Annotated in this window: 24 protein-coding genes, 1 tRNA gene and 3 pseudogenes; 9 read left to right on the top strand and 19 right to left on the bottom strand. The window is 56.0% G+C overall.

Annotation, left to right across the window (positions count from 1 at the left end; all coding sequences use genetic code 11):
* Window positions 1-62 precede the first annotated feature (62 nt).
* Both trpD and trpC read left to right on the top strand, forming a co-directional pair.
* Window positions 63-1,097 (top strand): anthranilate phosphoribosyltransferase, encoded by a 1,035-nt coding sequence (trpD, locus tag CAter10_RS03090; RefSeq protein ID WP_061532242.1) that lies wholly within the window; start codon window positions 63-65, stop codon window positions 1,095-1,097.
* Window positions 1,098-1,127: 30 nt separating this feature from the next.
* Window positions 1,128-1,931, top strand: a complete 804-nt coding sequence (trpC, locus tag CAter10_RS03085; RefSeq protein WP_061532241.1) for an indole-3-glycerol phosphate synthase TrpC — start codon at window positions 1,128-1,130, stop codon at window positions 1,929-1,931.
* Window positions 1,932-2,018: 87 nt separating this feature from the next.
* On the opposite strand, the gene CAter10_RS03080 is transcribed toward trpC, so the two are convergent.
* From CAter10_RS03080 to CAter10_RS03060, 6 genes and pseudogenes are all read right to left on the bottom strand, one after another.
* Window positions 2,019-2,822 carry a MetQ/NlpA family ABC transporter substrate-binding protein gene (locus tag CAter10_RS03080; protein WP_061532240.1) on the bottom strand — a complete coding sequence of 268 codons (804 nt, stop codon included), beginning with the start codon at window positions 2,820-2,822 and terminating at the stop codon, window positions 2,019-2,021.
* A 117-nt stretch (window positions 2,823-2,939) separates the two neighbouring features.
* Window positions 2,940-3,452, bottom strand: coding sequence for a carbohydrate porin (locus CAter10_RS23925; protein WP_250637115.1), 513 nt, complete (start codon window positions 3,450-3,452; stop codon window positions 2,940-2,942).
* Between the two features lie 134 nt (window positions 3,453-3,586).
* Window positions 3,587-3,976 (bottom strand): annotated as a pseudogene (locus CAter10_RS24460) (carbohydrate porin); the annotation flags it as partial.
* A gap of 450 nt (window positions 3,977-4,426) precedes the next feature.
* The gene (locus CAter10_RS03070; protein ID WP_061532239.1) at window positions 4,427-5,068 is read right to left on the bottom strand and encodes an FMN-binding negative transcriptional regulator; all 642 of its coding nucleotides are present in this window, start codon (window positions 5,066-5,068) and stop codon (window positions 4,427-4,429) included.
* 92 nt (window positions 5,069-5,160) lie between these two features.
* Window positions 5,161-5,592: a GNAT family N-acetyltransferase gene (locus tag CAter10_RS03065; protein WP_061532238.1), complete on the bottom strand. Its 432-nt coding sequence runs from the start codon at window positions 5,590-5,592 to the stop codon at window positions 5,161-5,163.
* Between the two features lie 356 nt (window positions 5,593-5,948).
* Window positions 5,949-7,213 (bottom strand): annotated as a pseudogene (locus CAter10_RS03060) (dicarboxylate/amino acid:cation symporter).
* A gap of 660 nt (window positions 7,214-7,873) precedes the next feature.
* Between CAter10_RS03060 and CAter10_RS23055 the strand changes: the two are divergent.
* The 3 genes from CAter10_RS23055 to CAter10_RS23910 are packed head-to-tail and all read left to right on the top strand — an operon-like array spanning window position 7,874 to window position 9,086.
* Window positions 7,874-8,017, top strand: a complete 144-nt coding sequence (locus CAter10_RS23055; protein ID WP_205630284.1) for a hypothetical protein — start codon at window positions 7,874-7,876, stop codon at window positions 8,015-8,017.
* Window positions 8,014-8,517 carry an ABC transporter substrate-binding protein gene (locus CAter10_RS23915; RefSeq protein ID WP_061532236.1) on the top strand — a complete coding sequence of 168 codons (504 nt, stop codon included), beginning with the start codon at window positions 8,014-8,016 and terminating at the stop codon, window positions 8,515-8,517. The genes CAter10_RS23055 and CAter10_RS23915 overlap by 4 nt, the downstream gene beginning before the upstream one ends.
* Window positions 8,484-9,086 carry an ABC transporter substrate-binding protein gene (locus CAter10_RS23910; protein WP_205630283.1) on the top strand — a complete coding sequence of 201 codons (603 nt, stop codon included), beginning with the start codon at window positions 8,484-8,486 and terminating at the stop codon, window positions 9,084-9,086. The genes CAter10_RS23915 and CAter10_RS23910 overlap by 34 nt, the downstream gene beginning before the upstream one ends.
* A 539-nt stretch (window positions 9,087-9,625) precedes the next feature.
* On the opposite strand, the gene CAter10_RS03040 is transcribed toward CAter10_RS23910, so the two are convergent.
* The 6 genes and pseudogenes from CAter10_RS03040 to petA form a co-directional block, all read right to left on the bottom strand.
* Window positions 9,626-9,701 (bottom strand) — tRNA-Thr (locus tag CAter10_RS03040).
* Between the two features lie 25 nt (window positions 9,702-9,726).
* Complete coding sequence (locus tag CAter10_RS03035) at window positions 9,727-10,236, bottom strand: ClpXP protease specificity-enhancing factor (protein ID WP_061532234.1); 510 nt, start codon at window positions 10,234-10,236, stop codon at window positions 9,727-9,729.
* Window positions 10,237-10,322: 86 nt separating this feature from the next.
* A pseudogene (locus tag CAter10_RS03030) lies at window positions 10,323-10,933 on the bottom strand (glutathione S-transferase N-terminal domain-containing protein).
* Between the two features lie 84 nt (window positions 10,934-11,017).
* Complete coding sequence (locus CAter10_RS03025; protein WP_061532233.1) at window positions 11,018-11,782, bottom strand: cytochrome c1; 765 nt, start codon at window positions 11,780-11,782, stop codon at window positions 11,018-11,020.
* Window positions 11,783-11,798: 16 nt separating this feature from the next.
* Window positions 11,799-13,205, bottom strand: coding sequence for a cytochrome b (locus CAter10_RS03020; RefSeq protein WP_061532232.1), 1,407 nt, complete (start codon window positions 13,203-13,205; stop codon window positions 11,799-11,801).
* Window positions 13,205-13,825 carry a ubiquinol-cytochrome c reductase iron-sulfur subunit gene (petA, locus tag CAter10_RS03015; protein WP_061532231.1) on the bottom strand — a complete coding sequence of 207 codons (621 nt, stop codon included), beginning with the start codon at window positions 13,823-13,825 and terminating at the stop codon, window positions 13,205-13,207. Before petA ends, CAter10_RS03020 begins: the two co-directional genes overlap by 1 nt.
* Window positions 13,826-14,119: 294 nt before the next feature.
* On the opposite strand from petA, the gene mscL reads away from it, so the two are divergent.
* The 3 genes from mscL (at window position 14,120) to CAter10_RS03000 (ending at window position 16,053) form a co-directional block, all read left to right on the top strand.
* Window positions 14,120-14,530 (top strand): large conductance mechanosensitive channel protein MscL, encoded by a 411-nt coding sequence (gene mscL / locus CAter10_RS03010; RefSeq protein WP_061532230.1) that lies wholly within the window; start codon window positions 14,120-14,122, stop codon window positions 14,528-14,530.
* Window positions 14,531-14,752: 222 nt separating this feature from the next.
* Entirely contained in the window at window positions 14,753-15,337 is a 585-nt protein-coding gene (locus CAter10_RS03005) for an RNA polymerase sigma factor (protein ID WP_061532229.1), read from the top strand.
* Window positions 15,337-16,053, top strand: coding sequence for an anti-sigma factor (locus tag CAter10_RS03000; RefSeq protein ID WP_061532228.1), 717 nt, complete (start codon window positions 15,337-15,339; stop codon window positions 16,051-16,053). Before CAter10_RS03005 ends, CAter10_RS03000 begins: the two co-directional genes overlap by 1 nt.
* Window positions 16,054-16,119: 66 nt before the next feature.
* Here the strand turns inward: CAter10_RS03000 and CAter10_RS02995 are convergent, their stop codons facing one another.
* The 3 genes from CAter10_RS02995 to nudB all read right to left on the bottom strand — a co-directional run bounded on the left by CAter10_RS02995 (window position 16,120) and on the right by nudB (window position 18,658).
* Entirely contained in the window at window positions 16,120-17,283 is a 1,164-nt protein-coding gene (locus tag CAter10_RS02995) for a phospholipase D-like domain-containing protein (RefSeq protein WP_061532227.1), read from the bottom strand.
* Window positions 17,284-17,374: 91 nt separating this feature from the next.
* Window positions 17,375-18,181 (bottom strand): endonuclease/exonuclease/phosphatase family protein, encoded by an 807-nt coding sequence (locus tag CAter10_RS02990; protein ID WP_061532226.1) that lies wholly within the window; start codon window positions 18,179-18,181, stop codon window positions 17,375-17,377.
* 12 nt (window positions 18,182-18,193) lie between these two features.
* Window positions 18,194-18,658, bottom strand: coding sequence for a dihydroneopterin triphosphate diphosphatase (gene nudB / locus CAter10_RS02985; RefSeq protein ID WP_061532225.1), 465 nt, complete (start codon window positions 18,656-18,658; stop codon window positions 18,194-18,196).
* On the opposite strand from nudB, the gene CAter10_RS22270 reads away from it, so the two are divergent.
* The gene (locus tag CAter10_RS22270; protein ID WP_128082971.1) at window positions 18,657-18,839 is read left to right on the top strand and encodes a hypothetical protein; all 183 of its coding nucleotides are present in this window, start codon (window positions 18,657-18,659) and stop codon (window positions 18,837-18,839) included. The genes nudB and CAter10_RS22270 overlap by 2 nt on opposite strands.
* Before the next feature lie 21 nt (window positions 18,840-18,860).
* On the opposite strand, the gene aspS is transcribed toward CAter10_RS22270, so the two are convergent.
* From aspS to CAter10_RS02965, 4 genes are all read right to left on the bottom strand, one after another.
* A complete protein-coding gene (gene aspS, locus CAter10_RS02980; protein ID WP_061532224.1) occupies window positions 18,861-20,663 on the bottom strand; it encodes an aspartate--tRNA ligase in 1,803 nt (600 codons plus the stop codon).
* Window positions 20,664-20,759: 96 nt separating this feature from the next.
* The gene (locus tag CAter10_RS02975) at window positions 20,760-21,398 is read right to left on the bottom strand and encodes a DUF502 domain-containing protein (protein ID WP_061532223.1); all 639 of its coding nucleotides are present in this window, start codon (window positions 21,396-21,398) and stop codon (window positions 20,760-20,762) included.
* A 69-nt stretch (window positions 21,399-21,467) separates the two neighbouring features.
* Window positions 21,468-21,818, bottom strand: a complete 351-nt coding sequence (locus CAter10_RS02970; protein WP_061532222.1) for an FmdB family zinc ribbon protein — start codon at window positions 21,816-21,818, stop codon at window positions 21,468-21,470.
* A 151-nt stretch (window positions 21,819-21,969) separates the two neighbouring features.
* The gene (locus CAter10_RS02965; protein ID WP_061532221.1) at window positions 21,970-23,031 is read right to left on the bottom strand and encodes an ABC transporter substrate-binding protein; all 1,062 of its coding nucleotides are present in this window, start codon (window positions 23,029-23,031) and stop codon (window positions 21,970-21,972) included.
* Window positions 23,032-23,033: the final 2 nt, after the last annotated feature.

Below are 23,033 nucleotides of genomic sequence, written 5' to 3'. Positions count from 1 at the left end.
AGCACCGGCGCGCCCGCTGCCCGACACGGCGCGCCGCCCTCCTCATTCGTAGCAAGGAAATCATGCCAATCTCCGAACAAGAAGCCCTGTTGCGTTGCATTGAGCACCGCGAAATCTTCCACGACGAAATGTTGTCGCTGTTCCGTCGCATCATGCGTGGCGAAATGTCGCCGCTGATGATCGCCGCGCTGACCATGGGCCTGCGCGTAAAGAAAGAAACCATCGGCGAAATCGCCGCAGCCGCGCAAGTCATGCGCGAATTTGCCACCCCGGTTCCGTGCCGCGACACCGCCAATCTGGTGGATATCGTCGGCACCGGCGGCGATGGTGCACAGACCTTCAATATTTCGACGGCCTCGATGTTCGTCGCCGCCGCAGCAGGCGCCCGTGTCGCCAAGCATGGCGGCCGCAGCGTGTCTTCCTCGTCCGGCAGCGCAGATGTATTGGAATCGTTTGGCGCCAATATCAACCTGACGCCAGCGCAAGTCGCGCAATCGATCGAGCAAACCGGCATCGGCTTCATGTTTGCGCCGAATCATCACGCGGCGATGAAACATGCGGCGCCGGTGCGCAAGGAACTGGGCGTGCGCACGATTTTCAACATCCTGGGACCGTTGACCAATCCGGCCGGTGCGCCGAATATCCTGATGGGCGTATTCCACGCCGACCTGGTCGGTATCCAGGTGCGGGTATTGCAGCGGCTCGGTGCGCAACACGCTATTGTGGTGTGGGGGCGCGACAATATGGATGAAGTTTCGCTCGGCGCCGGCACCATGGTGGGCGAGTTGGTCAACGGCGAAATCCGTGAGTATGAAATTCATCCGGAAGATTTCGGCTTGCAGATGATCGCCAGCCGTAACCTGAAAGTATCCAACTCAACCGAATCCAAGCAAAAAGTGCTGGAAGCCTTGGAAGATCGGCCGGGACCGGCGCGCGACATCGTCGCCATCAATGCCGGTACTGCCTTGTATGCCGCTGGCGTTGCCAGCTCGATCGCCGATGGACTGGACAAAGCGCGGGCAGCCATCGCCTCGGGCGCGGCACGAGCCAAGCTCGATCAGTTCGTGCAGGTCACGCAAACCATCGGCGCTGGCTGATCGTCTTCATCTGTCGCAAAGGAAATACCCATGTCCGATATCTTGAATAAAATCCTCGACGTCAAAGCCGACGAAGTGGCTGCGGCGAAGAAACACCAGGACTTTGCCAGCCTGCGTCGCGAAGTGGAATCCGATGCCGAAGCACGCGCCGGTTTGCGCGGTTACGAAGCCGCGCTGCGCGCCAAGGTCGCGGCGGGCCACGCTGGCGTTATCGCCGAAGTCAAAAAGGCGTCACCTTCCAAAGGCGTGATCCGCGCCGACTTCCGTCCTGCCGAGATTGCCATCGATTACGCTGCACATGGCGCTGCCTGCTTGTCAGTGCTTACCGACGTTCAATTTTTCCAGGGCGCGCCAGAATATCTGCAGCAGGCGCGTGCCGCCTGCACGCTGCCGGCGCTGCGTAAGGATTTCATGATCGATCCGTATCAGGTGTACCAGGCACGTTCATGGGGCGCCGATGCGATCCTGCTGATCGTCGCCGCGCTGGATCACGGTTTGATGGCGGAAATGGAAGCTGTCGCCCATGAGCTCGGCATGAGCGTGTTGGTGGAAGTGCATAATGCCGAAGAACTGAACGCTGCGTTGAAGCTGAAGACCAAGCTGCTCGGCATCAACAACCGCAATCTGCGCACTTTTGAAACGTCGCTGCAAACCACGTTGGATCTGTTGCCGAATATTTCGCCAGACAAGTTGGTGGTGACCGAATCGGGCATTCATACGCGGGACGACGTCAAACGCATGCGCGATGCCAACGTCAATGCCTTCCTGGTTGGCGAAGCATTCATGCGCGCTGCGCAGCCGGGTGTCGAACTTGGTCGCCTGTTCGATAACTGAAAACGACAAGTTTCTCAGCTGCTGGCCCATCAACCCTGATGGGCCAGCGAATGACTAAAGAGCTAGAATCAATTGAGCTAGAATCAATTAAAAGGCTGGAATCAGCGAGCCTTTGAATTCGGTCTCGATGAATTTCCGCACCTCTTCCGACTGATACGCCTTGACCAGTTTCTTCACCCACGGCTTATCCTTGTCTTCCGCCCGCGTGGCAATCAGATTGGCATAAGGCCCTCGGGCATCTTCCACCGCAATCGTATCGCGTTGCAATGACAAACCCGCCTTGAATGCGTAATCGTTGTTGATCGATGCCGCCGCCAGATCGTCCAGCGAACGCGGCAGTTGTGCGGCGTCCAGTTCGATCAGCTTGAGTTTCTTCGGATTCTCGATCACATCCAGCGGCGTTGCATTGACACCGTTTTCACCGACACCAGGTTTCAGCTTGATCAAGCCGGCTTTCTGCAACAACAGCAAGGCCCGATTGCCGTTCGACGGATCGTTCTGGATGCCGATGCTGGCGCCTATCGGTAACTGATCGACGTTTTTATATTTCTTCGAATAGATACCCAGCGGCGCCGTCAGCGTCAACCCGACCGGCACGATCTTGTAGCCGCGCGCCTTGATCTGGCTGTCGAGGAAAGGTTTGTGCTGGAACGCGTTGGCGTCCAGGTCGCCGGCGGCCAAAGCTTCATTCGGCTGCAGGTAATCGCTGAAGGTGATGATCTGGATGTCGAGGCCGTCGCGCGCCGCCACTTTCTTGACTACCGCGAAGGTCTGCTCGGCGTTACCTACCGAGACGCCGACCTTGATCTTGGTTTTATCCTGCCCATGAGCGCCGGCAACAGCGGTCGCCAATAACAGAATGGGTAATGTCTTGAGGATGAGGCGACGCATTTTTTCTCCGTGATGATGTGCTGAAAGCGATAAATCGCGATATTCACACATCCCTCGGCAAGCGCTAACGAAGAAATTTGCATGTCGATATGCGGTGCGGCCCTGCCGATCGGCAAGCTAGAATTCTGCATGCAGCCGCAGCGAACCGATCAGCACCGGCCCGCGATCGGCGTTGTAGGCGGGATTGCAAATACGCTGCAGGTCTGCTGTCAGCGATATGCCCTTGCGCAAACTGAAGTTGTAATACGCCTCCAGTATCCGTTCCGGCTGGTAGTTCAAGCGGCCATCGCCGATGAACACGCCAAGTCCGCCGGCCGCCAGGTAATCCTGATGCGCCTTGCTCAAGCCATTCTGGATGAAGGAGACGCCGACCGTATCGTTGTCGCGATGCCAGCTGCTGCCCTTGAGCGCCAGGCCGGTACTCACCGAACGTTCGATTTCAGTAAAGGAGAACGTTTCGGTTTTGCCGTCGTTCCAGCTGGCGCGGGTAAAGAAGCCGAGATCGCTGCTCAAGCTTTGCTCGAGATTGATGCCGTAGCCTTGCTTGACGCTGGCCTTGCGCACCTGCGCCACATCGGGCGTACCGCCTTGGGCGGCAGCATACGCAAGGGCATCCGAGAAACTCCCCATGAATTCCTTGTTGCGGAATGCCAGCACTCGGATTTTCCCGGCTGGCCGCTGATCGTGTGATCATGTTCAAGTTCGATCTGGTCGGCGTGGAACTTGGTAATGCGGGTGTCCAGACGCTGGCCGTTCGACTCAAGCGGCACCATGAAACGGCCGGCGCGCAAGACCCAGTCATCGTAATAATATTCAGCCGCCGCACCCCAGGTATAACCGCGCGTATCGCCGGCATAATCGTAGGCGCCATAGGTCGACAGCGCCCAGTTCATGAACTGTGTGCGGCCGTCGTGGGCGTAGGCGTTGTTGTCGAAGATATCGAGAATGCTCACGTTGCCCACGGTTAGAACCAGGCGTCGCTTGTCGACCATTCCTGCCAACTGATTTTGTGCCGACTCAACCGCTTCCCGCTCCCCTCCAAGCCCCCAGGTTTGGCGCAGAAAAAGCCTGGCGCGATAAAACGTCGGATTGGGCCCGCTGGATTTTTGCTGCTCTGAATTGACCATGCCGCCCAGCCCGGTGAGATTGGACATCGGCACGGCTTGCACGACTTCAGGATCGAAGTAAAACTCGGCGCCGTGCCACAAGCGCGCACCGAAAAACAGCGTACCGGAAAACGAATAGCCCTTTTCGGCTTGGATACCCAGACTGTTCGGCCCAGAGTATGCAGCGTCGAAAGAAGGCTTCTTTTGCCAGATATAGGTTGCCTGGCCCTTGATACCCCAGCTCTCTTCCTCGACTTCATCTGCATGCGAGAACAACGGAAACGTCATAGCAGCCGTCAGCAGGGCGCCAAAAATGAGACGACCGGCGGAAGTCGATCTAAAACCGGCGCCGTGATCTAAGACTCGGCACGACGTAACTAAATGTATGTGCGGCATGGAATTTGAATACGGGAAGGAGCCGCGTAACGGGACATGACGGCAAAGCTTCGATAGTACAACAGGCCGGGCGTAACTTACCCCGGCTGTTGCAACAACGCATCAACCCGATGTCTTGCCCGCCTCGACCAACGCCGCCATTGCCCGAAACTCATCGCCGCCACGCGCGCGCAAGCCGTCGATGACTCCCGCCTGATTCTGGGGCGGCTGGTTCTGGCTGACTTTCCACTTGCCGGACAACCGGGTGATGACAATCTCGATACCGACGATGGCGCCCATCAATTTCTCGGTGTAGTCATGCGGCGCATCGGATACTTGCCATGGCGCCGGAAACGCCGCTTCGTTGTGCGCAGTCAGCGCCGTCAGGTGCGCCCGCAACCATGTTGTATCGTCGATGATGCGCAACGTCCCGTAGGCATGCGCGACTGCATAATTCCAGGTCGGCACAACCTTGCCGGTTTCCGCCTTGGTCGCATACCAGGATGGTGTGATGTAGGCATCCGGTCCCTGGAATATCGCCAGCACTTCGACATCTTTCTGATAGTCGCTCCACAGTGGATTGGCACGCGCCACGTGCCCGTGCAGCGTGCCAAATGACCCAAGTTCCGGAGACAGCAACAACGGGATGTGATTGGCGTTGAGTCCGCTTGATGCAAGTGTGACAAGTGTGGACAAGGGGCGCGCGCGAATCAAGTCGTGCAAAACTTCCAGGCGCGGTTCATCGAATTGCTTGGGAATATACATGACGGTCAATGCTGCTTTGAAGGAGTGGATCGGAATAAATCAGCTGCGTACACAGTACAAACTGGAACCGCTCATAGAATATACCGCCCAAGCTAAAAAGTGGCGGCGTATACATTTGGCGCAAAACGCTCCATCAGCGATTGCGGCTTGAGCGGCGCAGTAAAACCGAACTTGGCGTACAAACCATGCGCCGTACTTGTCGCCAGCATGAAGCGCCGCAAACCTTGCAAACGGGGATGCTCCATCACGGCAGCCATCAGAGTCGCGCTGTAGCCGTTGCCCCGATGTTCCTCAAGCACAAACACATCAACCAGATAGGCGAACGTCGCATAATCGGTAATGACGCGCGCATAACCAACTTGCGCGCCATCCAGCAGCAATCCGAAATTCAATGAATTGCGGATCGCCTCCTCGACTGTCGACAGCGGAATACCGCGCGCCCATGCCGACTCCTGCGACAAAAACCGGTGAATCAGGGGAATGTCCAGGTCGGCCGACTCTGTGGTGATACGCAACGTCTCCATTCGTGGTCCTTATCGTTAACAACTGAAGAATTGATGCCAGTCGATTAGCATACCCGCGAATGAAAAATATTGCCTCACATCACGAGGTCATGCTCCTGTTCTCTGCGCAATGGAACATCAGGAAAATCAGCATCCCAACGCTTGGCTCCATTGATTTCCGGAAGGTTTGGGAGATTGCTTTAGATACGCGTTGAAAAAAACACGAAAGAATTGCGAATTGCAGATCGCTGGACTAAGTGTGTCGCCGTTACGACAACCGGGCCAAACAGTGATGAATGAGCAGCGAGAATGCTGCTCAATATGTTGAACGATGGTCGGTCTCCGGCGTCGGGCGCCAGAGACCGATTGTGCCGGTATTACGCCTCGTTTTTGAGAGCCAGCGCGCCAGCTTCTGGATCCAGCTCTCCTTCCCATTTCGCGATCACGGATGTCGCGATGCCGTTACCGATCACATTGGTGGCGGTGCGGCCCATGTCGAGGAACTGATCGATACCGATGATGAGCAGGATGCCGGCTTCTGGCAAGTGGAACATCGGCAGGATGGCGGCGACCACCACCAGTGAACCGCGCGGCACGCCGGCCATGCCTTTGCTACTGATCATCAGGACTAGCAACATGGTGAGCTGCTGGGCGAACGACATTTCAATGTTGTAAGCCTGCGCCACGAACAACGCGGCGAAGGCTTGATACATCATCGAGCCGTCGAGATTGAATGAGTAGCCGAGCGGCAGCACGAAGCCGGTGATCTTGTTGTTGACGCCGAATTTTTCCAACTGCTCCATGGTCTTCGGATAGGCGGCTTCGCTGCTGGCGGTCGAGAATGCCAGCATGATCGGCTCCTTGAGCAAGCGCAGCATGGTGAAGATCGAGCCTTGCAGGAACAGATAGCCGATGCCGATCAACAGCAACCAGAGCGCGGCCAGGCCTGCGTAGAAACCGCCGAGGAATTTGCATAGGTGGTCAGCACGCCGAAGCCTTGCACGGTAATGACCGCTGCGATTGCGGCAAATACGCCGATCGGCGCGAAGCGCATTACGTAATCGGTGACCTTCAACATGACGTGCACCAGGCCGTCGATTGCGGTAGTCAGCGTCTTCGCGGCTTCGCCTTTGATCGACGCCAGGCCGAAGCCGAAGAACAGCGAAAACACCAGGATCTGCAGGATTTCATTTTTTGCCAGCGCATCGACGAAGCTGCTCGGGAACACGTGCGAGACGAAGTCTTTCAGGTTGAAGCCGCTAGTGTTCAGTTTGGTATCGGCGCCAACAGCCGGCAAAGGCAGATTGAGCGAATGGCCAACCTGAAGCACGTTGACGAACAACATGCCCAGCGCCAGCGACAGCAGCGAAGCGATGATAAACCAGGCCAGCGCCCGGAAGCCGATGCGGCCGACCGAATTGCTGTCCTTCATACCGGCGATACCCGATACCAGCGTGCCGAACACCAGCGGTGCGATGATCATCTTGATGAGCCGCAGGAACACGTCGGTGATGATCGAGAAGTAACCGGCGATTTCCTTTGCTGCGGCTTCGTCCGGCGCCATGTTGTGGCACACATAGCCGACCACTATTCCCAACAGCATGCCGACCAGAATCCAAGTCGTACCTTTAATCTTCTTCATTTGTGTCCCTACCGATATACAAAAAATCGATTCAAAAATATTCTCAGGTGCGATTTCCCGAAGGGAACCGCACGAGGTTGTTTTATCCTTGCCGCTCTGTTCTGGCGTGCTGGTTATTTATTTTGCTGTTCTGTGCTGTTTCATTGTGCCGACATGCCCTGAGTGGAAACATGTAGTGGCTTTTGCAAATGGAAGTGTGCCGTTGCCGGCCCATCTTGAGAATAAACAACGGACTCATTGTTAATGCGTCACTATCCGGCTGCGTCAAGAAAACTTGCAAAGTCGACAAATGGCGGGCCGGACAAAATAATAAAATCTCATTCCCGCGGGCTTGGAAAACAGCGGTCGGCTGCAAACCCGCGCCAAATCTCAAGCGGATCAGCATGGTACATGAGAAGACCTGCCGCGATCAACAAAAAAGGCTGCGGATTGGCAACCACGCGACAGTCCTCTCTACTGCCGTTAATTCATGGACAGCGAGCGTCGGAATACCCAGTCAATCTGGGCCCCAGTCTCCAACAACCGTCGGACGGCAATCCATCCAGCTGTTGCGGTCATTTGCTCAATTTCCAATTTCCGCACCTGAAAATCACGCATTCGCATCGGCCTGCTGTATATTTCCCGAAAGAAATTATAAAAATTACCCCCAAGGAGATAACGATGCAAAAACGCAGTATGTTGGGCTTCATTTTTTGTCTTTCAGCACTAGGGTTTAGCGCAAGCGCATTGGCCGAACTGCCCCCCATCAAGATCGGCGTGATCGGCCCCATCACTGGGCCGTCGTCCGATATGGGCAAAGCATGATCGGCGGGGCCCGGGTATTCCTGGCCGACATCAACCAGGTAGGCGGTGTCCTTGGGCGCAAGATCGAATTGGTCGAACGCGACGACCTCGCCAAACCCGAGGTCGGGGTTGCCATGGCAAAAGAGATGATCGAAAAAGAACACGTGGTTGCGGTGGTCGGCTTTGGCAATACCGGCGTGGCACTGCCGGCGGCGAAAATCTTTCAGGACGCCAAAATCCCATTGATCGTGACAGGCGCCACCGGCGCCACCATCACCAAGTCATTCTTGCCGCCTGCCTATCCGGTCAGCTACGTATTCCGCACGTCCGCCAGCGACGCGTTGCAACCGATCGTGATTCTCAACGACGTAATCGACCGCCGTAAAATCGACAAAATCGCCGTACTGCATGACGACAGCCCCTACGGCATGTTCGGCAAGCAAAGCATGCTGACCGAGCTGGAGCGCCGCAAATCAAGCCGGTGCTGGTGGAAAGCTTCAAGGTCGGCGACCAGGACATGACGGCGCAGTTGCAACACGCCAAAGACAACGGCGCCCAGGCGATCGTGATGTATTGCCTTGCTCCTGAAGGCGCGATGGTGGTCAAAAGTGCAGAAAAACTGAAACTGAAACTGCCGATAGTCGGCCCATGGGGCATGTCGCAACAAACCTTCATCGACAAGGCCGGCCAGGGCGCGGAAGGTGTGCGCAGTTCGGTGACGTTCATCGAAAATGAATTGAGTTCGGTTAGCAATCAATTCTCTCTGACCTATCGCAACGTCAACAAGACCAATCACATTCCATCCGCCGTGGCCGCGGCCCAAACCTATGATGCGTTGCGCCTGATTACGCTGGCGATCTTCCAAGCCAATTCGGTGGAGGGGCCGAAGATCAAGGATGCCCTGGAAAACCTGCAGGTACACACCACGTCGACCATTGTCTCGCGTTACTTCAAACCGTTCTCGCCGACCGACCATGAAGCGATTGCCCTCAACATGATCGTCATGGGCGAAATCCGCAACGGCAAGGTGGCGTATGCATATAGGGAAGATGCGAGCAGCGGATCGATTGCGCGCACCAAGAAAAACTAGCGGGCTGGGACTGCCTGCCAGCACTCAGGATGGCAGGCTGAGGATAGTCGCAGCGTTCTACCAAAATCAGGAGTGATAATGAAAAATGCCCACGCTACTGTGGCATTTCTGTTCATGACGTAATGGCACGCCTCCAGACCATTCAAAGTACGCGACAGACGATTTTCGCCAACGGTCAACTCGCTCGCTATGTTCTCTAACGTACCGACCCGTTCCTGTTTCCATGGTCAGATATGCACTCTAAGCCATCAACAACAGGAGATTCACATGTATATCGGCCTGGGTACAGTTGTTATCATCCTTATTTTATTTCTGATTCTAAGATAGTCGCGCGACAGATTTTCCGGCGCACATGCCAATGTGCCTGCCTGTTCAGTATGGTCGACCAAAGGGGTCCGAAATTGATATGGGAGATGCTATAAAGCACGACTGGTCAAGCAGCCTGCAAGAGGCTAATCCACTGTGACGACACAGATTGCCAAATGGGAAAGTCGCGCGCAAAAGAAAAAGGCCCACCGGACGGTGGGCCTTTTAGATATTGGTGCTGGCTGCAGGACTTGAACCCGCCACCCCCTGATTACAAGTCAGGTGCTCTACCAGATGAGCTAAGCCAGCTAAACTGCGAAGTCGAGAATTATACCTATTTAATTCGAGTTAGGGTAGGTCTTCCACCACCTTTTTTCGGTGGTTCCGGATCTTTTTCTGGATCCGTGGCGGATGAGCCCGGTTTTACGTCGCCGGCCGGTGATGGAACCGAGGTCAAAATCGGTGTTGCTGGTGCTGGCGGCTCAATATTGACCTCTTGTTCGACGACAGCGTCGGTATCCGATTCGGATGGCGCTGTTGCTTCGAACGCCATTCCCTGACCATTTTCACGTGCATAAATGGCGATGACATTATTCACAGGCACCGAAATATCACGCGATACACCACCGAAGCGTGCGCTGAAATTGACAAACTCGTTGTCCATTTTCAAACCGCTGGTGGCCTCGAAACTGATGTTCAATACGATTTCGCCGTTCTTGACGAACTGCATCGGCACCCGCGTGTGTGCATCTACCCTGGCCGCAAGGTACGGTGTGTAACCATTGTCGGTGCACCATTCATAGATGGCGCGCAACAAATAGGGTTTGGTAGAAATCTCGGACATGAGCGGAAACTGTACTTTTACAAATGATTAAGCAAGGACTGGCGCGCACCCGGAAAGCGATACGCGCCAGTTGTCTGCATCGGTAATTAACGACGCATGACCTTTTCGGATGGTGTCAGCGCTTCGATATAAGCCGGACGCGAGAAAATGCGTTCAGCATACTTCATCAGCGGCGCAGCTGTCTTCGACAGCTCGATACCGTAGTGATCCAGACGCCACAGCAAAGGTGCGATGGCGACATCCAGCATCGAGAACTCATCACCCAGCATGTACTTGTTCTTCAAGAACAATGGCGCCAGCGTGGTCAGGCGATCGCGAATTTCCGAACGCGCCTTCTCGTGGCTCTTTTCCGCGCCTTTGGCTTTTCGTTCTCCAGCGTGTGCACGTGGATGAACAGCTCTTTCTCAAAGTTGAACAGCATCAGGCGTGCACGTGCGCGCATCAGCGGATCAGCCGGCATCAGTTGCGGATGCGGGAAGCGCTCATCGATGTATTCATTGATGATGTTGGACTCGTACAGAATCAGGTCGCGCTCGACCAGGATCGGCACTTGGCCGTACGGATTCATCGTCGAAATATCTTCCGGCTTGTTGAACAGGTCGACATCGCGAATTTCGAAGTCCATGCCTTTCTCGAACAGAACGAGACGGCAGCGTTGTGAAAATGGGCAGGTTGTACCCGAATAGAGAACCATCATTTTTATAGTTCCTTAGAAACAAAAGGGTGAGACCCATACGGCTCACCCCAAAACGCATACCCGCAAAATCGCGGGTATGAAATGCTACTTGACGTCTTTCCAGTATGACGCGTTCAAACGCCATGCCAGAACGAAGAACATGCCGAGGTACAGCAACACCCAGACGCCAAGGCGCTTGCGGGTATTCTGAGCAGGTTCGCCCATCCATTCAAGATAGGAAACCAGGTCGGCGACAGCAACGTCGTATTCGACCTTGTTCATCTTGCCGGGCTTAACTTGCTCGAAACCCACAAACTTGTGTTCGGTCTTGCCCTCTTCGTGCGGATCTTTCACGTCTTCGTATTTGGCAGTACGAATACCTTCAAGTTCCCACAAAACGTGCGGCATGCCGACGTTAGGGAAGACCATGTTGTTCCAGCCGGTTGGACGGCTGTCATCTTTGTAGAAAGTACGCAGATAGGTGTACAGCCAGTCCGGACCGCTACCGGCGCCGGAAGCCTTGGCGCGGGCGATCACCGACAGATCCGGCGGTGTCGCGCCGAACCATTCTTTTCCGTCTTTTGGCGCCATTGCGATCGTCATCAAGCCACCGACTTTGTCAGTGGTGAACAACAGATTGTTCTTGATCTGTTCTTCGGTCAGGCCGATATCGCGCAGACGGTTGTAACGCATCGACGATGCAGAGTGGCAGTTCAGGCAATAGTTGACGAACAACTTGGCGCCATTCTGCAGCGCGGACAGGTTATTCCCCTGCTCCGGAGCACGATCCAGCGGGTAGCCGCCCTCTTCGGCAAAAGCCAGGGCCGGCAGCAGCACAAGAGTCGCAATCAATCTTTTCAGCAATGTCATGTTCTTATCCTCTGGCTTAGTGCGGGTGATAAACAACACGGTCCGGCACTGGCTTGAATGTGCCAGCGGCACTCCACCACGGCATCAACAGGAAGAAGCCGAAGTAAATGAACGTGCAGACTTGCGAGACATAGCTGCCGATTACCGACGGTGGTTGAACACCGAGGTAGCCGAGGGTCACAAACGTGATGCCGAACAGGATGTAGATGTACTTGTGCCAGCTCGGACGATAGCGGATCGATTTGACCTTGGAATGATCCAGCCAAGGCAAGCCTGCCAGGATCATGACCGAAACGCCCATCAACACCACGCCGAAGAATTTGGCGTCGAATATGAACATCGCCGCGATAATCGCTGCGCCGATGACGGTGGCGGCGATCTTGATGACGCTGCTGAGTTTCGATTTGAACCACAGCAATGCCACGAACGCTGCCACACCAGCTTGCAGATAAATGATGAAGTCCGAAGTAATCGCGCGCAGGATCGAATAGTAAGGCGTGAAATACCAGACTGGGGCGATATGCGGCGGCGTCTTCAGCGAATCGGCCGGGATGAAGTTGTTGTACTCGAGGAAGTAACCGCCCATTTCAGGGCCAAAGAACACCACGGCACTGAACACGATCAGGAACACGGCAACTGCCATCACGTCATGCACTGAGTAGAAAGGATGGAAAGGCACGCCGTCCAGCGGTACGCCCTTTTCGTCCAGCTTGTCCTTGATTTCGATGCCGTCCGGGTTGTTCGAGCCGACTTCGTGCAGGGCGACGATGTGCGCCACAACCAGGCCGATCAGGACCAGCGGAATCGCGATCACGTGGAACGAGAAGAAGCGGTTCAAGGTGGCGTCCGACACCACGTAGTCGCCACGGATCCACAACGACAGGTCAGGGCCGATGAAAGGAATCGCACCAAACAGGTTGACGATCACCTGGGCGCCCCAATACGACATCTGGCCCCAAGGCAGCAGATAGCCCATGAACGCTTCGCCCATCAGGCACAGGAAAATGCCGACGCCGAACAGCCACACCAGCTCGCGTGGTTTGCGGTACGAGCCGTACAGCAGGCCGCGCACCATGTGCAGGTAAACCACGATGAAGAAAGCCGAAGCACCGGTCGAGTGCATGTAGCGCACCAGCCAGCCCCACGGCACATCACGCATGATGTACTCGACCGAAGCGAATGCCAGGGCGGCGTCCGGTTTGTAATGCATGACCAGGAAGATACCGGTGACGATCTGGATCACCAGGACCAGCAGCGCCAGAGAGCCGAAGGCATACCAGAAATTGAAATTCTTTGGCGCGTAGTATTCAGACAGATGCGCCTTCCAGGTGGAAGTCAGCGGGAAGCGCGCATCGACCCAGTTCAACGCCTTGTCGGCGATGGGCGCATCGGCCGGCAGTTGCTTTTCGTGGAATGCCATGATTAAGCCTCGCCTTTCTCGTCTTTACCGATCAGGATCTTGCTGTCCGACAGATACATGTAGCGCGGCACGTCAAGATTGTTTGGCGCTGGCTTGTTCTTGAAGACGCGGCCGGCCAGGTCGAAAGTGGAACCGTGGCATGGGCACAAAAAGCCACCTTGCCAGTCGTCCGGCAACGAGGGTTGGGCGCCAGGAGTGAACTTTTGCGACGGGGAGCAGCCTAGATGCGGGCAGATCCCGACGACCACCAAGGTTTCTTCATGGCCGGCGTGGCCACGGTTGTTTGACTTGTTCTTGCAGTAATCCGGCAAGTCCATGGTGTAAGGTTTGAGCGATTCCGGATCGGCAACTTCAGAAGCCGTATGCTCCAGGCCTTTCAGTTGCTCCGGGGTACGTTTCATGATCCATACAGGCTTGCCACGCCATTCGAAAACTTGCATCTCTCCGGGTTTGATGCCGGAAATGTCTACTTCTACTGGGGCCCCCGCGGCTTTTGCACGTTCCGACGGCTGGAAGGTGGAGACAAAAGCCCCCGCCGTGGCCAATCCAGCCACGCCTCCCGCCGCACATGTTGCGACGAGCAAACCACGTCGACCGGAATCGACCTGCTTTTCGTTACTCATACCAACCCCAATCAGTCAAAAAACGAAACCTGGACGGAACTTCTAGCAACCCTAGATTATATCGAAGCTGAAGACTGTTTTAAAGGAAATACATATACCGATATATAAAATAAGCCAACTTCGGGGAACTTTACTGCAAATTACGCATAATTCCTCATAGAAACATCTATCTCATCGCTGTCACATGCCTGCAACAGGCTTTTTTATGACTAAATTTGACAAATTTACCCTTTCAATCTTGCCGCGATCCAAGTATCGTCACACTGATCAACATTGATATGGAGAACTCGCAACATGAGCATGATGGAAGAATTCAAGACCTTTGCACTCAAAGGCAACGTGATGGATCTGGCGGTTGGCGTCATTATCGGCGGCGCGTTCGGCAAAATCGTTGATTCCCTGGTGCAGGACATTATCATGCCGGTCATCGGCAAGATTTTCGGTGGGCTGGATTTTGCCAATCATTACTTCCCGCTAAACGGCCAAGGCACCCAACTGACCCTGGCTGAAGCGAAGAAAGCCGGCGCCGTACTGGCATACGGCAACTTCATTACCATCGCATTGAATTTTGTCATTCTGGCATTCGTGATTTTCCAGATGGTACGCGTCATCAACAAATTGCGCGGTGCGGTTCCGCCAGCGCCGCCAGCCGATCCGGAAAACACCGTACTATTGCGCGAAATCCGTGATTCGCTGAAAAAATAGCATTTACTGCCCTCCGGCAGCCAAAGAGCCCGTTGCGCCGCAGCGGGCTTTTTTTGTTTGACGCAAGGCAGCGCGGGCAGATCCGTTTCTGGCAGCTTTCGTAAGTTGCGCGGCAAGTTCCCATGCGGTAATCTGCGAAGTAGTCAACTTGGCTCCCCAACAACAAAAATATTGAGCGACTAACCGCCAGCAACTCGGTCAGTGTGCGTAAAGGAAACGGAATTGCCATCTAAAGACCTGCAACCGGAGCAGCTGAAAATCTGGCTTGCCGCAGTCGTGCGCAAGGACGCCCCTGCTTTTCGCTCGCTCTACGACGCAACGTCGCCGAAACTGTTTGGCTTTGCCCTGCGTATACTAGTTAAGCGCGAGTGGGCCGAAGAAGTCTTGCAGGAAAGTTTCGTCAGCATCTGGAACAACGCCAGTAGCTACCAAAGCAGCCTGGCGGCGCCGATGACCTGGATGACAACCATCGTGCGCAACAAGGCATTCGATTATTTGCGGCGTGTCGATCACGACGTTGAAATCGATGCAGACACATTTGACAAGGACGTCATGAATGCAATGGAAAGCGCCGATCCGACACCGTTGGATGCGCTGCAACTTACCGATGATGCAAAGGCACTGGCGAATTGCCTGGGGCGCCTGGAGGGATTGCATCGTCAAGCCATTGCGCTGTCCTTCTATCATGACCTGTCGCACAGCGAGGTAGCGGAACAAATGAAATTGCCGATCGGCACGGTCAAGACCTGGATTCGACGCGGGCTGGAGCGTCTGAAAACCTGCCTCGGCAAGCTCGGGAGTATTTGATGGATATTCATCTGAATACGGCCCTGGTCGATAAACTGGCAGCCGAATACGTGCTGGGCACGTTGCGTGGCGGAGCGCGCCGGCGCTTTGAAAGCCTACTGCGGCAGCAGGCAGTGTTGCGCAAAGCTGTCGCCGAGTGGCAGGATCGTCTACAGCCAATGGCTGAACTGGCGCCTGCCGCAGAACCGTCGGCCTCGGTATGGCCGGCAATTGAAACCCGGCTTGGCCTGAAAACCAAGCCGCAACGCAAGCAGTCATTCTGGCTGGAGCTGCGCGAAGACCTGAGTTTCTGGCGCGGGCTGGGGCTGGTGTCAACCACTGCCGCCCTGATCCTGACCTCGTTATTGCTGACCAAGCAGCTGGAGCCGGTCGCGCCGGTCACTTCCTATGTCGCCATGCTGAGCAACGAACAGGCACAGCCGATTGCCGTCGTCACCGGCGACGTCCAAGGCGGCCATCTGGTAGTCAAGGTCGTCGCGCCGCAGGCAATTGCCGCCGACAAGAGTTTGGAATTGTGGGCGGTACCAAAAGAAGGCCATCCGCGTTCGCTTGGCCTGCTGGCGGCAAACGGCAGCGCGACGCTGGCGCTGCCTGCCGGTACCACGCCGCAGACTGTCCCGTTGTTGGCAGTCACGTTGGAGCCGAAGGGTGGATCGCCGAAGGCTGACGGCCCGACCGGACCGGTCGTCTTCAAGGGTGCCTGGGTACAAATCTAGCCGTTACCGGATGTTGCGCCGTTGGTGCAGTATCCGGTAACGACATGTGCCTGCGTCAATCCGTATTTATTCGCGATAATCGATGGCGATGATCCGCATCAACATCCGGTACAAAAAGAAAGCCGTGCCGTAACGCGCGCGTGAAAACCAGGAAAGATTGGCAAAGGCCTTGGCCTCCACTTCCACCCCGTCGGCGATACCTTCCTCTATCTGCCGCCGCAAGGTGCGTGAAAATTCGGCGTCGTTGATCACCACGTTCGCCTCTTGATTCACCAGCAGGCTCAGGCCGTCGAAATTGCTGGACCCTACTGTTGCCCAGTTGTCGTCTACGACCGCTACCTTCGCGTGCAACGCTGTCTTCCGGTATTCAACAATCCTGACTCCGGCCTTCAACAGCTTGGGATAATAAGAATGGCTTACTGCATCCTGCAGGCGATAATGCCCAACACCAAGCAACAAGGTCACTTCGACGCCACGCTTGGCAGCCATTTCCAAAGCGCGCCGCAACTTGCGACCAGGCGCGAAATAAGGACTGGTCAGCAGTGCGCTCTGCCTGGCGCGGCCAAGCGCCTGCAAGTACGCGCGCTGGATGGTGCGGCGATTGCGCAGGTTATCGCGCAGCACCAGCCCGGCCAGCGCAGCGCCCTGCGTCGCACCGGCCGTGCTGATACGGCTGCGCTTGAATTGCTGAAAGCGTTCCAGCAGTTTCATCTCACCGATACGCAGCCATTGCGCCTCCAGCTCGACATGAATGACCGTCACCAGCGGACCGCCGATGCTTATCGCAAAATCCCAACGCGGCGCCGGCAACGGCAATCGCCGGTCATCGTCGGACACCATGTCGTCGATGATATTCAAGCCGCCGACGAAGCCGGTCTGGCGATCCACCACGCACATCTTGCGATGCATGCGCGCCACGCCGCGGCGGAACCATGGATTGAAGGCGCGATGCATGACCGCAGCGGCCTGGAATTCCTGACTTAAGGTGAGCGAACGCTGACGTCCGGTGCCTAACCAGTCCGTAATGACCCGGACCTTGACGCCGCGCTGCGCGGCGCGCTCAAGCGCCAGTTGCACCTGCGCTGCCGTCTCATCGGCGGCGAAGATATACGTTTCCAGGTAGATCTCAAAGCGAGCGGCATCAATGGCAGCAATCAGCGCCGGAAAGAACGCTGCGCCGCTATGCAACAGCGTGATGTGATTGCTTGCGCTGAAACTTACCGGGCGCATGGAAAGAGACTGAGGGGATTGAGACTAAGCGGCATCTGGTCAGTTTTCGTCAAGTGATCCATGCGGCGATCCATCAAACGAAAACGGATCGCTACAATAATTTCAGCGTTGCCACGATCGGTGCGTGATCCGACAATTTCGCCCACTCCGCACCGTGCAGGACTTCAGCGGATTCTACCGTAAAGCCGCGCAAATAAATGCGGTCGAGACGCAGCCACGGAAACGCGGCAGGAAAAGTGCGAGCGGGCTTCAGCTTGGGCGTGCGCCCCATCAGTTGCTGCAAGTAGGAACCGACGCCACGCATGACACCGGTTGCGGCTATGCGCTCGTCGAATATTTCAGCGACGTTGAGACGCATGCGTAACAGGTCGCTCAGGCGATTGCCCCAATCGTTGAAATCACCGGCGATGATCAGCGGCGCATCCGGTGGCGAAGAGCTGCGCACTGCCTCGATCAAGGCTGCTGTCTGACGCCGCCGGCCACCACCAAACAGGCCCAGGTGCACCACATAGCAATGAATATCGGCGCTGCCGGTTTTCAGCACGCAATGCAGAATACCGCGTGCCTCATAGGCATGGTCCGAAACATCCTGGTTGCTTTGCGAGGCGATTTCGAAGCGGCTCAGCAACGCGTTGCCGTGATGGCCGTGGTCATACACCGCATTCATGCCATAGGCCGCATGATGCGAATCGCCCGCGAGGAAATCGTGCTGCGGCTGATCCGGCCAGTGCGCTGCATGGCGCGCGGCCAGCAGGTCGTGCCGGCCTTGCACTTCCTGCAGGAAGAAGACGTCCGCTTCCATTTGTGTCAATGCCTGTTTCAACGCATGCACGCGAGGCCGATTGCCCAGCGATGAAACGCCCTTGTGAATGTTGTAGGTGGCGATGCGCAGTTTCATAGATTGATCCGGCTACCCGGCAAGATGGTGTGGCAACTGCAGGATGGCTTCCGCATTCGACGGCGAAAAACATAAATCAGCCGCCTCGCGATACGGCAGCCAGCGATATTGCACATGCTCGCGTGGCGCCAGCGTGACCGAAATTGCATTCGGCACCAGCAGGCCGAACACATGCTCGGTATTTTTTGTCACGCCCGGCGCATAGCGATGACGCCAAACCGGGTAAATCTCGTACACGTTGGCGACACGCCAGTCGCTCAGGTGCGACAGTGGCACAGCGCCGGGCTGGTCGGCGACCACGATCCCGGTTTCTTCCTGAACTTCACGCATCGCCGTGACTTGCAGCGCTTCGTCAGGGAAATCCTTGGAGCCGGTCACCGATTGCCAGTAGTCCGCCTTATCGGCCCGCTCCATCATCAGGACCTGCATATCTTCCGTATAAATGACAACCAAAACCGATTCAGGAATTTTATACATGCGTATCTTTTATCATTGCGCGTGGGGAGGGCATATCGTGCCTGCAGGTTGCCGGAAAACAGCATTAATCGTCAGCTTCCGCGCGGAAAAAAACCTGCCCACCCTGCCCCATTTCAGAAAACATCACTATAAACCTGTTTTGAATATCCATAAAAAAAGCGCGGAAAACCGCGCTTTTTAATTGCTTCTTTTTTATGCGAAATCAGACCACTTTCGCTTCCGGCAGACGCAAGCGGATATGCAGTTCCTTCAATTGCTTTTCGTCGACAGCCGAAGGCGCTTGCGTCAGCAGACATTGCGCGCGCTGGGTCTTCGGGAAGGCGATCACGTCGCGAATCGATTCTGCGCCGCACATCATCGTGACGATACGATCCAGGCCGAATGCCAGGCCGCCATGCGGAGGTGCGCCGTATTGCAGGGCATCGAGCAGGAAGCCGAACTTCAGCTGTGCTTCTTCGGCATCGATCTTCAATGCACGGAACACCTTGCTCTGCACATCAGCACGGTGAATACGGATCGAACCGCCGCCCAGTTCCCAGCCGTTCAGCACCATGTCATAGGCCTTGGCGATTGCCTTGCCCGGATCGGTTTCGATGAAGTCTTCGTGGCCGTCTTTCGGCGAAGTGAACGGATGATGCAAGGCGTTCCAGCGGTCGCTGTCTTCGTCATATTCGAACATCGGGAAATCGACCACCCACAGCGGACGCCATGTGTCGTCGAACAGGCCAACCTTCTTGCCGAATTCGCTGTGACCGATCTTCACGCGCAACGCGCCGATCGCGTCGTTGACGACCTTGGCCTTGTCAGCACCAAAGAAAATCAGGTCGCCGTCTTCTGCACCGGTCTGTTCAATGATCTGCGCCAGCGCTGCGTCGTGCAGGTTCTTGACGATCGGCGATTGCAGGCCGTCGCGACCCTTGGCCTTTTCATTGATCTTGATGTACGCCAGGCCCTTGGCACCGTAGATGGCGACGAATTGGGTGTAGGCGTCGATTTCGGAACGCGGCATGGCGGCGCCGCCAGGTACGCGTAGACCGACCACGCGGCCGTTGTCCATGTTGGCGGCACCGGCGAAGACCTTGAAGTCGACGTCTTTCATGACCGCAGTCAGATCGGTGAATTCGAGCTTGACGCGCATGTCTGGTTTGTCCGAACCGTACTTGGCCATCGCAGTGGCGAAGTCCATGACCGGGAACGGGTTAGGCAGATCGATATCCAGCGCATTCTTGAATACCAGGCGGATCATCCCTTCAAACATGTCGCGGATTTCCTGTTCCGACATGAACGAGGTTTCGCAATCGATCTGGGTGAATTCCGGCTGGCGGTCAGCACGCAAATCTTCGTCGCGGAAGCATTTGACGATCTGGTAATAGCGATCGAAGTTGGCCACCATCAGCAACTGTTTGAACAGCTGTGGCGATTGCGGCAATGCGAAGAACTGACCGGCGTTGACGCGCGACGGCACCAGATAGTCGCGTGCGCCTTCCGGCGTCGACTTGGTCAGCATCGGTGTTTCGATATCGATGAAGCCGTTGGCGTCCAGGAATTTACGCACTTCCATCGTCACCTTGTAACGCAGGCGCAGGTTGCTTTGCATCTGTGGACGACGCAGGTCCAGTACGCGATGTGTCAGGCGGGTCGTTTCCGACAGGTTGTCGTCATCCAGTTGGAACGGTGGGGTGACCGATGGGTTCAACACTTCCAGGTCATGCGCCAATACTTCGATCTTGCCGGATTTCAGATTGGCGTTGCCGGTACCATCAGGACGCAGGCGCACTACGCCGGTGATGCGCAGGCAGAATTCGTTGCGCACCGCTTCGGCATTCTTGAATACTTCGGCGCGATCCGGATCGCACACCACCTGCACCAGGCCTTCGCGGTCGCGCAAGTCGATGAAAATGACGCCGCCATGATCGCGACGACGATGCACCCAGCCGCACAGGCTAACGGTTTGGCCGAGAAGTGCCTCAGTGGTGAGGCCGCAGTATTGGGTTCGCATGGACATATTCAGTTTTTCGCAGTTCAGATGTTGTAGATGTTAAATGTTGATGCTTGTTGTCGCTTTACCGGCGTGGGCTTGCGCGCTATTGCCGCCTGTTTCTTATTCGCCGCTTCCCAGCGGGGTGTCGATGACCAGTTTTCTGCCAGACTGCTGCTCTGGCGCCACGACACCCATCGACACAATGTACTTCAATGCTTCATCAACGCTCATGTCGAGTTCAATGGTATCGGCGCGCGGCAGCATCAGGAAGAACCCGGAGGTCGGATTCGGCGTGGTCGGCACGTAGACGCTGACGTAATCGCCGTCCAGGTGATTCTTGACGTCGCCACCGGGCACGCCGGTGAGGAAGGCGATGGTCCACGAACCTTCGCGCGGATACTGCACCAGCAAAGCCTTGCGGAAGGCGTTACCGGACGACGAAAACAAGGTATCCGACACTTGCTTGACGCTGGAATAAATTGAACTGACGACCGGAATCCGGGTCAGTACCGCTTCCCACAGCGCGACGATCTGGCGGCCGATGAAATTACGTGTCGCCAGGCCAGTCAGGAAAATCACCAGCAGGGTCAGGATCGTGCCCAGGCCGGGAATGTCATGCCCAAGCAAAGCCTTCGGCCGCCATTGTTCCGGCAACAGGAGCAGCGACTGGTCCATCGTGCCAATGATCAGGTTCAGCACCCATAGCGTAATTGCGAGGGGCACAAGGACCAGCAGACCGGTGATGAAGTATTTACGCATGGCTTTCTTTGTCGGGCGACACGTCTGGCATGCCGCCTGGTTCAACTTGCAGGAACTACATGAATGACATTACGTTGCCGATGCAGCTGGTGTGCCGCTGGTCGCTGCCGGCGCCGCTGTACTGGCCGCTGGCGCTGCGGCTGGCGTCGATGCAACGGGTGCAGACGGTGCTGCTGACGTTGCGCTGCTGCTCGGGGTCGGTTCGGCGGCCGTTGCCGGCGGCACTGTCGCTCCTGCGCCGCCACGAAAATCGGTGACATACCAGCCCGTGCCCTTCAGCTGGAAACCAGCTGCAGTCACTTGCTTCTTGAACGCGGCTTTGCTGCAGGACGGGCAAACCGTCAGCGGCTCGTCGGACATCTTTTGCAGCACATCTTTGGCAAAACCACAGGCTTCGCAGCGATACGCATAAATCGGCATGGTGAAACTCCGCAAATATCTTACAAAACCCTGAATTATAAAGGTTTTTTACAGTATATACGGGCTTCGGCGGCAGCTTGTGGCGACGGCGCCATGAATCGGCGCCGACATTATCAGTATGGCATCAAAAAAAAACAGCCACCTCATGCGATCAACGTGCGCGGATTTCGGTCCAGATGCGGTTAATGGCGCGGCGTTGCTTGCCGTTCAGGTCCTTCAGCATCTCCAGTTTGGCGAAGCCCGCCTTGTCCGGGAAAATCGCGGGGTTGTTGGCGATTTCCGGCTTGATGTATTTGGCGGCATCGGCATTCGGATTACCGGAGCCGATCAGGTTGCTCAGTTCCGCAGCATTCTTGCCATCCAGCATGAAATTGATGAACTTCAGCGCCAGGTCGGGACGCGGCGCCGCCTTATGGATCACCATGCTGTCGAGCGCCAGCACTGCGCCCTCTTTCGGCAATGCGTGGCGAATGCGGAATTTACGGCCAGCCTTTTGCGCATCGACATCGGCCTGGAAAATATCATTCGAATAACCATGCACCAGCCAGATATTACCGACCGTCAATTCCTTGATGTAGCTGCTGCCATTGAACGCTGCCCAGTACGGCTTGGCCTTGAGGATCACGTCCTTGGCCTGCTGCCAGTGCTGTTCGTCGGTATCGTTGGCGGAATAGCCAAGATACTTGAGCGCGGCGGCCATCAGTTCGTTGGCCGAATCCAGCACGGTGACCTTACCCTTGATCTTGGCCAGGATCTTCGGATCGAAGATCGCCGCCCAACTATCCACCGGAATGCCCAGCTCCTTCATCTTCTGGTCGTTATAGCCGAGCAGCGTCACGGTGTAGGCGTAAGGCACGGAATACTTGTTGCCCTTGTCGAAGTCGGTATTCAGGTAGGCCGGATTGATGTTCTTCAGATTCGGCAGCTGCGCCTTGTCGAGCGGCAGCAAGGCTTGCTGCTTGATCAATGCATCGAGGGCGTTACCGGTCGGGATGATGATGTCGTAGCCTTTGGCGCCCGCCGCCAGCTTGGCCAGCATTTCCTCGTTGTCGCCATAATAAGTCTGCACTACCTTGCATTTGCAGAACGTCTCAAAGCGCTGCACGGTTTCCGGCGCTATGTAGTTGTTCCAATTGTACAAGTGCAGTTCGTCGGCGGCGTGTGCAGTGAAGCTGGCGAATAGCAGTGTCGCGATGGCAAGCAGTTTTTTCATGA

This window comes from Collimonas arenae, assembly GCF_001584165.1.
GTDB classification, from domain to species: domain Bacteria; phylum Pseudomonadota; class Gammaproteobacteria; order Burkholderiales; family Burkholderiaceae_D; genus Collimonas; species Collimonas arenae.
The sequence above is the reverse complement of the archived record's forward strand: the minus strand, read 5'-3'. Positions and strand labels throughout refer to the sequence as shown.

Excerpts from the sequence above, each read along its gene's own strand:
- CAter10_RS03080 (WP_061532240.1), bottom strand. The coding sequence starts at position 2,822 with ATGCGTCGCCTCATCCTCAAGACATTACCCATTCTGTTATTGGCGACC.
- CAter10_RS03070 (WP_061532239.1), bottom strand. The coding sequence starts at position 5,068 with ATGTATATTCCCAAGCAATTCGATGAACCGCGCCTGGAAGTTTTGCAC.
- nudB (WP_061532225.1), bottom strand. The coding sequence starts at position 18,658 with ATGTATAAAATTCCTGAATCGGTTTTGGTTGTCATTTATACGGAAGAT.
- CAter10_RS02995 (WP_061532227.1), bottom strand. The coding sequence starts at position 17,283 with ATGCGCCCGGTAAGTTTCAGCGCAAGCAATCACATCACGCTGTTGCAT.
- CAter10_RS23925 (WP_250637115.1), bottom strand. The coding sequence starts at position 3,452 with ATGGGGAGTTTCTCGGATGCCCTTGCGTATGCTGCCGCCCAAGGCGGT.
- CAter10_RS03000 (WP_061532228.1), top strand. The coding sequence starts at position 15,337 with ATGGATATTCATCTGAATACGGCCCTGGTCGATAAACTGGCAGCCGAA.
- CAter10_RS02975 (WP_061532223.1), bottom strand. The coding sequence starts at position 21,398 with ATGCGTAAATACTTCATCACCGGTCTGCTGGTCCTTGTGCCCCTCGCA.
- CAter10_RS03065 (WP_061532238.1), bottom strand. The coding sequence starts at position 5,592 with ATGGAGACGTTGCGTATCACCACAGAGTCGGCCGACCTGGACATTCCC.
- CAter10_RS23915 (WP_061532236.1), top strand. The coding sequence starts at position 8,014 with ATGATCGGCGGGGCCCGGGTATTCCTGGCCGACATCAACCAGGTAGGC.
- petA (WP_061532231.1), bottom strand. The coding sequence starts at position 13,825 with ATGAGTAACGAAAAGCAGGTCGATTCCGGTCGACGTGGTTTGCTCGTC.
- aspS (WP_061532224.1), bottom strand. The coding sequence starts at position 20,663 with ATGTCCATGCGAACCCAATACTGCGGCCTCACCACTGAGGCACTTCTC.
- CAter10_RS03025 (WP_061532233.1), bottom strand. The coding sequence starts at position 11,782 with ATGACATTGCTGAAAAGATTGATTGCGACTCTTGTGCTGCTGCCGGCC.
- CAter10_RS22270 (WP_128082971.1), top strand. The coding sequence starts at position 18,657 with ATGCGTATCTTTTATCATTGCGCGTGGGGAGGGCATATCGTGCCTGCA.
- CAter10_RS23055 (WP_205630284.1), top strand. The coding sequence starts at position 7,874 with ATGCAAAAACGCAGTATGTTGGGCTTCATTTTTTGTCTTTCAGCACTA.
- trpC (WP_061532241.1), top strand. The coding sequence starts at position 1,128 with ATGTCCGATATCTTGAATAAAATCCTCGACGTCAAAGCCGACGAAGTG.
- CAter10_RS03035 (WP_061532234.1), bottom strand. The coding sequence starts at position 10,236 with ATGTCCGAGATTTCTACCAAACCCTATTTGTTGCGCGCCATCTATGAA.
- CAter10_RS02970 (WP_061532222.1), bottom strand. The coding sequence starts at position 21,818 with ATGCCGATTTATGCGTATCGCTGCGAAGCCTGTGGTTTTGCCAAAGAT.
- mscL (WP_061532230.1), top strand. The coding sequence starts at position 14,120 with ATGAGCATGATGGAAGAATTCAAGACCTTTGCACTCAAAGGCAACGTG.
- trpD (WP_061532242.1), top strand. The coding sequence starts at position 63 with ATGCCAATCTCCGAACAAGAAGCCCTGTTGCGTTGCATTGAGCACCGC.
- CAter10_RS02965 (WP_061532221.1), bottom strand. The coding sequence starts at position 23,031 with ATGAAAAAACTGCTTGCCATCGCGACACTGCTATTCGCCAGCTTCACT.
- CAter10_RS02990 (WP_061532226.1), bottom strand. The coding sequence starts at position 18,181 with ATGAAACTGCGCATCGCCACCTACAACATTCACAAGGGCGTTTCATCG.